At 55.2% G+C, this 8,225-nt stretch carries 6 protein-coding genes; 3 read left to right on the top strand and 3 right to left on the bottom strand.

Translation table 11 applies throughout. The features are described 5' to 3' along the window. Both ABJQ89_RS05810 and ABJQ89_RS05805 read left to right on the top strand, forming a co-directional pair. Positions 1 to 934, top strand: a 934-nt coding sequence (locus tag ABJQ89_RS05810; protein WP_348495321.1) for a biopolymer transporter ExbB, incomplete at its 5' end; no start/stop codon positions are given. Beyond that, positions 934 to 3,405 carry a peptidoglycan -binding protein gene (locus tag ABJQ89_RS05805; protein ID WP_348495320.1) on the top strand — a complete coding sequence of 824 codons (2,472 nt, stop codon included), beginning with the start codon at positions 934 to 936 and terminating at the stop codon, positions 3,403 to 3,405. The genes ABJQ89_RS05810 and ABJQ89_RS05805, both read left to right, overlap by 1 nt. 3 nt (positions 3,406 to 3,408) lie before the next feature. Here ABJQ89_RS05805 and ABJQ89_RS05800 read toward each other — a convergent pair whose 3' ends face one another. The 3 genes from ABJQ89_RS05800 to gloB all read right to left on the bottom strand — a co-directional run bounded on the left by ABJQ89_RS05800 (position 3,409) and on the right by gloB (position 7,643). Further along, positions 3,409 to 4,371 carry a M23 family metallopeptidase gene (locus ABJQ89_RS05800; protein WP_348495319.1) on the bottom strand — a complete coding sequence of 321 codons (963 nt, stop codon included), beginning with the start codon at positions 4,369 to 4,371 and terminating at the stop codon, positions 3,409 to 3,411. Next, positions 4,371 to 6,698 carry an ATP-dependent Clp protease ATP-binding subunit ClpA gene (gene clpA / locus ABJQ89_RS05795; RefSeq protein WP_348495318.1) on the bottom strand — a complete coding sequence of 776 codons (2,328 nt, stop codon included), beginning with the start codon at positions 6,696 to 6,698 and terminating at the stop codon, positions 4,371 to 4,373. The genes ABJQ89_RS05800 and clpA overlap by 1 nt, the downstream gene beginning before the upstream one ends. Before the next feature lie 177 nt (positions 6,699 to 6,875). Then, positions 6,876 to 7,643, bottom strand: a complete 768-nt coding sequence (gene gloB / locus ABJQ89_RS05790; protein WP_348495317.1) for a hydroxyacylglutathione hydrolase — start codon at positions 7,641 to 7,643, stop codon at positions 6,876 to 6,878. Between the two features lie 62 nt (positions 7,644 to 7,705). Between gloB and ABJQ89_RS05785 the strand changes: the two genes are divergently transcribed. Continuing rightward, positions 7,706 to 8,225: methyltransferase domain-containing protein (locus tag ABJQ89_RS05785; protein WP_348495322.1), on the top strand; the 520-nt coding region annotated here is incomplete at its 3' end.

The following is an 8,225-nucleotide window of genomic DNA, read 5'->3' as shown; positions in this document are numbered from 1 at the left end:
GTTGGCGCCTTTGGCAACGTTGCTACGTTCTCGCGGTGCACGCATGCAAATCGCTGCCAGCTCGACGCGCTCGATTTTGGACTCGGTCGCAACGCGGATCGATGAAGCCCGCGAGATCACGCGCTATCTGGTCAATTTGCTGATTTTCCTTGGTCTGCTGGGAACGTTCTACGGTCTTGCAACCACAGTTCCAGCCATCGTGGACACGATCCGCAACCTGAGTGCTGCCGAAGGTGAAACCGGCGCCGATGTGTTCAAACGTTTGCAATCCGGTCTTGAGGCCCAAATGGGCGGCATGGGAGTCGCGTTCGGTTCGTCTCTGCTCGGCCTTGCAGGATCGCTTGTCGTTGGCTTGCTCGAGCTTTTCGCAGGGCACGGTCAAAACCGTTTTTACCGTGAGCTCGAAGAATGGCTATCCACCATCACGCGCCTTGGATATTCCTCTGGTGACGGCGAAGGCGGCGTTGAAAACGCGGCGATGGCCGGCATTATGGATCACATGGGCGAGCAGATGGAAGCGCTGCAAATGATGTTCACCCAAAGCGACATTTCGCGTTCTATGGTGGATGACAAACTCAGCGCCTTGACTGATGCGATCTCCAGAATGACCGAACGTATGGAAGCAACGGGGACTGCCACAGATGCATTGATCCGCGTCGCGGAAGGGCAGGAGCGTTTGATCTCCAAGCTCGATGGTGGCTCGCTCGGAGGCGAAGGGATGGATGCGGAAAGCCGTATGCGCCTGCGTTCAATTGATGTTCAGATGCTCAAGATCCTCGAAGAGATGTCTGCGGGCCGTGCAGAAACCACTGCGGACATTCGCGCGGATATCGGCGCTCTTGGACGTTTGCTAACGCAACCACGGCGTCCAAATAACAACGCGGGCAAAGGCAGACCACCACAGCAACCGCCGCGCAACCGTGATGGCGGCTAATGGCACTTTCGCGGCGCACAGGACAACGCTTCCAAGGGTCGATCTGGCCTGGATTTGTGGATGCGATGACCGGTCTATTGCTGGTTTTGATGTTCGTTTTGACCATCTTCATGGTGATGCAATTCGTACTGCGCGAAACGATTACAGGCCAAGAAAGCAAGCTTGATGATCTCGGGCAGGAAATTTCCGCCCTTGCCGCCGCTCTAGGCCTTGAGCGAGATCGTACAGAGCGCCTTGAGAACGACCTCGGCAATCTCAATGCCACCCTTGATGATGTGAACGAACGCGCCACGGCGCAATCCGCGCTTATCGCGGCCTTGCAGCAACAAACGGCTGAACAAGACGCGACCATTGCGGCTGCGCGCGCTGAGATCTCCAGTTTTGAAGCGCAAGTTGCGTCCTTGCTCAGCGAACGCGACACGGCTCTTGGCAACATTGCCGAGCTTGAAGAGGCGCAAGCCGCGCTGCTCAGCGAAAAAGAGGCCTTGGATTTGGCCCTCGCGAGCGCACGTTCTGAAATTGACGATCAGGTTGAGGCAGCTCGATTGGCTGCATCTCAGCGCGAAGCGATGGAAGCCCTGATTGCGGACTTGCGCGCAGAGGGTGAAGAAAAAGATGCAACGCTCTCCGCTCGGGCTGATGAACTCGCTGAATTGCAAGAAGCGCTAAGCGCAGAAGAACGCGCGCGCCTGCTCGAAGCGGAAGCGGCGGAAGCGTTACGTGCGCGTTTGGAAAATGCAGATGCCGAATTGACTGCGATGACCTTGGCCCTTGAAGCGCAGCGCAAAGAGGCCGAAGACACGCTCACATTGTTGGCAGCCGCGCGCACGGCGCAGGAAGATCTGACAGCGCAGTTGGCGGCAGCGGTCACGTCTGGGCAAGATACGGGCGCCGCTAAGGCCGCAGTAGAAAAAGAACTGTCCGAGGTTCTCGCGCAATTGGCGCTGGCACGATCTGATTTGGATGCGGCCAAAGCGCAACAAGAACAAACCACGCAAGAGCGCCAAGAAAGTAACATCCGAATTGCGGCGCAGATCGCGGCGTTGGAAGCACTCAAAAACAGCACGGACGAAGAATTAGCTGCGATGATCGCCGAACGCGACAATGCAAAGGACACAATTGCCAGCTTGCTCGCGGCACGTGACATCGCAGATGCCGAACTCGCCAAAGCGCAGGCCGAGCAACAAGAGGCGGAAGCCACGATTACGAACCTTTTGGCCTCGCGTAACAGTACGGACGTTGAACTCGCAGAAGCACGCACCGCCCTAGAACGCGCTGAGGCTGAAATAGTGGCCCTGCGAGAGGCTCAGAACCTTACAGATGCTGAACTTGCGGCGCTGACCGCTGAACAGCAGAGTTCCGCTGGTGTAATTGCTGATATGCAAAGCCAGCTGGATCAAACCGGTGTACGCCTTGCTGAACTCACCTTAGAGCAAGAAGAGTCAACGCGTTTGATCAATGCGCTGACCCAAGAGCTTGCAAGCACCCGAGACGCCCTAGCGCGCGCAGAAGCTGCTGTGGCCGCTGCTGGAGATGTTTCAGAGATCGAACAAACTCTCGCTGCAGCGTTGGCTGCGCGTACATCCGCAGAGTTGGAGCGCGAAGAGGTGCAACGCCAATTGGCCGCCGCGCTTGCCGCGAAACTAGCGGCTGAGCGACAGGCCGACATTCGATTGAATGAAGCGACGGAACGCGCGATCTTGTTAGCGGCTGCGCAAGAGGAGCTTGCCGAGGAGCAATCGCGCGCGAGCGAGGCGCAAAAGCAGACCGAAGCACTTAATCAACAGGTTGCGGCATTGCGTTCGCAGCTGTCCAGTCTGCAGGCCATTTTGGATGAGGCCAAAGTCCAAGACGCGGTCTCTCAGGTTCAGTTGCAAAACCTTGGGTCTGAATTGAATTCGGCCCTCGCACGTGTTGCTGCGGAGGAACGTAAGCGCCGCGAGCTAGAGGAAGCTGAGCGTTTACGCCTCGAAGCGGAAGCGAAAGCTCTGGCTGAGCAAACCAAAGATTTGGAGCGTTACCGTTCAGAATTCTTCGGCCGTTTGCGTGACGTTCTTGGATCGCAAGATGGCGTTCGTATCGAAGGGGACCGTTTTGTATTCTCTTCCGAAGTATTGTTTGCACCAGGACAGGCCGATCTATCCAACGAAGGACGCGGCGAAGTTGCTAAAGTCGCGAATATCCTGCGTTCGATTGCAGGGGATATCCCGCAAGAAATCGATTGGGTGATCCGCGTTGATGGTCACACCGATAATGTGCCCTTGTCCGGAACGGGGGAGTTCGCGGATAACTGGGAATTGAGCCAGGCGCGCGCGCTGTCTGTTGTGAAATATATGGTGAATTTCCTTGGCTTGCCGCCGGATCGTTTGGCAGCAAACGGGTTTGGTCAATATCAACCTGTGAATACCGAAGACAGCGATGAAGCCCGCGCGCAAAACCGGCGGATTGAACTGAAGTTCACTGAAAAATAGCGCCTATTGGGTGATCTGAAAGGTACTCTGTTGAGTGTCAAGAATTTCGCCATCACGGGTGAGCGTCGCTTTGGCCACATATGATCCTACGGGCCAACTTTCTGATTTGCGTTTTTTCCCGACCGCGCGAAAGAACTGAGCGAGTGATTTGGGCAACTCATAGGCCTGTTCTACGTCAAAGCCGTCTGGGCCAGAGAACGTGAGAGTCACCTCATCACCCGCCTTGCCGCCAAACAGGTAGACGAAGCTGACCAAAGCATTGGAGCGCGCTGTCAGTCGGCGATCAGCTACTCCCATTTTGATATCCGTGAATTCGGGCACGTGGTCTGCAAATCCGATGTCCAGAATTCCACCTGCTTGGAAGAGCGGCGTTTCATCCCAAAGCGTTTCGGTAATTGGCGCATTGCATTGCGCGCCGTCTGGGGCAAATGGATCGATTGGCGCGCCATCCTTGCGCACAGATAGGTGCAAATGTGAGAATTGGGTTCGCCCGCTCATCCCGATCTGCCCAAGAACAGTTCCAGCCTGAACCAAATCGCCCTTTTTCACCGCGAGCGATCCGTTTTGCATATGGCAATATTGGGTTTGCCACCCATCGCCGTGGTCAATCACGAGACCATTGCCGCATTCACGCCCTTTGATTGCATCGGCGTTGATCTCTCCGCCCCAGACATCTGCCATTCCGTCGCGGGTACCGAGCACAGTGCCAGACGCCGCCGCCAGAATGTCCACACCTGCTTGGGCATCGCGTGCTGTTGGCACTGCAAAATCGGTGCCTTTGTGGGTGTTGTAGGAACGTGCATTGCATTTGAAATCGCGAAACCCGGGGCCGGGATCATGATCCATGTATTGTTGAATGAAACATGTGTCGCCGAGCGTGCAATCCACCGGAAAGGTCAAAAGAGGAGCCCCCGCAGCAGGCGCTGCGAGGGCTGTAAATGTAAGTGCAAAAAGCGTGGCGCGCATTAGTCGGCCGTCAGCAACGGTGGCTTTTTACCGGACAAGCGCGGCTTTTCTGGGCCATCTGTCTTAAGCGTAAGCTTGCCGTCTTTGACGCCAACTTTGACAATGCCGCCTTTGGCAAGTTTGCCAAAGAGCAATTCTTCCGCCAGTGGCTTCTTGATGTGCTCTTGGATCACACGGCCGAGTGGACGCGCCCCCATCTTGCTGTCGTACCCTTTGTCGGCGATCCACTCCGTTGCTGCCTTGGACAGCTCAAACGTGACATTGCGATCCATAAGCTGCGCTTCAAGCTGCAGAACGAATTTTTCGACAACCTGCATGATGACCTTCTTCGGCAGGGCGCCGAAGCTGATGATCGCATCTAGGCGGTTGCGGAATTCTGGCGTGAATGTGCGCTCAACGGCGGCAGTATCTTCACCCTCGCGCGCCATACGGCCAAAGCCCATCGCTTCCTTCGCTTGCTCAGCCGCACCAGCATTGGATGTCATGATCAAAACGACATTACGGAAATCAACCGCGCGGCCGTTATGATCCGTCAGCTTACCGTGGTCCATGACTTGCAAGAGGATGTTGAACACATCTGGATGCGCTTTTTCGATCTCATCCAGCAGCAATACACAGTGTGGATGCTGATCAACACCATCTGTGAGCAAACCGCCCTGATCAAAGCCTACATAGCCGGGAGGCGCACCAATCAGTCGGCTGACTGCGTGTTTCTCCATATATTCGGACATATCAAAGCGCAGCATTTCAACGCCGAGCGTATCAGCAAGCTGTTTTGCCACCTCGGTTTTACCAACGCCCGTCGGACCTGCGAAGAGGTAGTTGCCAATGGGTTTCTCAGGCTCACGCAAGCCTGCGCGCGCCAGTTTGATAGCAGAGCTAAGCGCCTCAATTGCCGTATCCTGACCAAAGACAACGCGTTTCAGGCTTGCCTCAAGGTCTTTGAGCACAGCTGCATCATCGCGCGACACGTTCTTCGGCGGGATGCGCGCGATCTTAGCGACGACGGCTTCAATCTCTTTCGTACCAAGCGTTTTGCGACGCTTGCTTTCGGCAACCAAATGCTGCGCTGCGCCTGCTTCATCAATCACGTCGATTGCACTATCGGGCAACTTGCGATCATTGATGTAGCGCGATGCTAGTTCAACAGCGGTCTTGATGGCATCTGCGGTGTATTTGACGGAGTGATGGTCCTCAAAATAAGGCTTCAAACCTTTGAGGATTTTCACGCTATCGGTCACAGATGGCTCTGCCACATCGATCTTCTGGAACCGACGGCTCAGCGCGCGATCCTTTTCGAAGTGCTGGCGGAACTCTTTATACGTCGTTGAACCCATCGTGCGTAGTTTGCCGCCCTGAAGCGCAGGCTTCAGCAAGTTGGAAGCATCCATCGCGCCGCCAGATGTGGCACCCGCGCCAATCACAGTGTGAATTTCATCGATGAATAGAACACCATCAGGGTGGTCTTCCAGCTCGGTCACAACGGCTTTCAAGCGCTCTTCAAAGTCACCTCGATAGCGTGTGCCAGCAAGAAGCGCACCCATATCGAGGGAGAAGATTGTTGTTTGCGACAGAACCGCCGGGATTTCGCCCTGAACGATCTTGCGCGCGAGACCTTCGGCAATGGCTGTTTTCCCAACGCCCGGATCACCCACGAGAAGCGGGTTGTTCTTGCGGCGACGGCACAGGACCTGAATACAACGCTCAACTTCAGTATCGCGGCCGATCAATGGGTCAACGTCGCCTTTGGCGGCTTTGACATTCAGATCAACGCAATACTTCGCAAGCGCGCTTTCTTTCTTTTCCTCGCCGTCCATCGCCGCGGCTGCGCCTTCTTCATCGATTTCGGGTGAGCCGCTGACAGGGCGCTGTTCGCCAAATGCTGGGTCTTTTGCCACGCCATGCGCGATGAAGTTCACCGCATCATAGCGGGTCATATCTTGTTCCTGAAGGAAGTAGGCGGCATTGCTTTCGCGCTCTGCAAACATCGCGACCAGCACGTTCGCACCTGTGACGTCAGAACGCCCAGAGCTTTGCACGTGGATTGCGGCGCGTTGGATAACGCGTTGGAAGGCGGCCGTTGGAACCGCTTCCGACCCTTCAACATCTGTAATGAGGTTGCTGAGGTCGTCGTCAATGAAGCCAACAAGTGTTTGGCGCAGTTCTTCGGTATCAACCGAGCATGCCTTCATGACACGTTCTGCATCCGGCTCATCCACCAACGCGAGCAAGAGATGCTCTAGCGTTGCAAATTCATGGCGTCTAGCATTGGCCAGCGCCAATGCGGAGTGGATTGCCTGCTCCAGTGTGGTCGAAAATGATGGCACGGCGTGCTCCTTTTCTTGGGCCCTGCTCGGGGATGCCGCGCAGACTAGGCCTATACTCTTAAAGTTTGGTCGATAAAGCCAAAGCTTCAAGTCATTTCTGTCAGTTTTCGATCAATTTTGATGTTTGAGACGTCAAGATTTGTGACAATCATCCAGATCGAAGGTGTTTTGTTACGTTCAAAAGGCGTCGCGACGTTTTCGAATCTCGGTAAAAACGCCGACAGGAGTTGCGCCTTGCATGTTTAGGTGCTCGGCAATTTGCGGGATGTGTGCGCGCAAAAACGGGTTTGTGGCACGTTCAAGTTTCAGCTGCGAGGGCACGGTTGGTGTATCAGCCAAACGCGCCTTTTCTGTGGCTTCGCATCTAGAAATAAGTGCCGAGTTGCTAGGTTCAATAGTTAAAGCGAATTTTGCATTGGTACTTGTGTACTCATGGCCGGAATAAACGACTGTTTCCTCTGGGAGCGCCGCGATCTTGCCAAGGCTTTCGAACATTTGCGCTGGCGTTCCTTCAAAAAGGCGTCCGCATCCAAGCGCCATAAGGCTATCGGCCGTAAAAACAGCATCAAGTTTCGGCATGTGAAACGCGATATGGCCAAGGGTGTGGCCTGAAACGTCCAAAATGCTTGTGGACATGCCAAGGACGTCGATTGTGTCGCCCTCAGATATAGATTGGCTCAATGGGGGCAGACGGTGCGCGTCGGCTTCGGCTCCGACGATATGCAAAGAGTCGCGATCTTTCAGACCATCAAGCCCGTCCACATGATCCCAATGATGATGCGTCAAAAGGACGGTCGAGAGCCGCCAGCCGCGTTTGGCCACTTCTTCATTGATTGGACCCGCTTCTGGCACATCGACGATGGCCGCTTCGCCGGTTTCTGTGTTTGCGATCAGAAAAGCGTAGTTGTCGGCTAAACACGGGATGGTCACGATTTCATAAGGCATGGTGTTTCGGCTCCGTGTTGATATGATTTACCTCAGAGTGGCTGATCATGAAGGGCGCTGCAATGCATCTTGATGTGCAGGACTTGCGAAATTTTTATTATCGATCCGCATTGGGCCGCGCGGCGCAGCGCGCGGTTCGCAATCGGGTTCTCAAAATGTGGCCCGAAGCCAAGGGCCAAACCGTTGCTGGTTTCGGCTTTGCCGCGCCACTTTTGCGTCCCTATCTCAAGGACGCAAGGCGCGTCATGGCTTTGATGCCCGGTCCACAGGGTGTGATTCCCTGGCCCGCAGGCATGCCAAACGTGTCCGTCCTTTGCGAGGAAATGCTTTGGCCTATTGAAACGGGTCGTGTTGATCGCCTCGTCGTAATGCATGGGCTTGAGACTTCTGAGAATCCTTCGGCGGTACTTGCGGAATGTTGGCGTACGTTGGGGCCAGGGGGCAGAGCACTCTTTATTGTTCCGAACCGTGCAGGCCTTTGGTCGCGAAGCGATGCCACGCCTTTTGGTTTTGGTCGGCCCTACACTCTGACCCAACTTGAATCGCAGCTCAAAAGACATGGCTTTTTGCCGGAACGTCATT

The organism is Planktotalea sp., from assembly GCF_039984035.1.
In the GTDB taxonomy this organism is placed as follows: Bacteria; Pseudomonadota; Alphaproteobacteria; order Rhodobacterales; family Rhodobacteraceae; genus Planktotalea.
This window is presented reverse-complemented; position numbering and strand designations above follow the sequence as displayed.

Coding starts and splice junctions, on each gene's coding strand:
- ABJQ89_RS05805 (WP_348495320.1), top strand. CDS start 934: ATGGCACTTTCGCGGCGCACAGGACAACGCTTCCAAGGGTCGATCTGG.
- ABJQ89_RS05800 (WP_348495319.1), bottom strand. CDS start 4,371: ATGCGCGCCACGCTTTTTGCACTTACATTTACAGCCCTCGCAGCGCCT.
- gloB (WP_348495317.1), bottom strand. CDS start 7,643: ATGCCTTATGAAATCGTGACCATCCCGTGTTTAGCCGACAACTACGCT.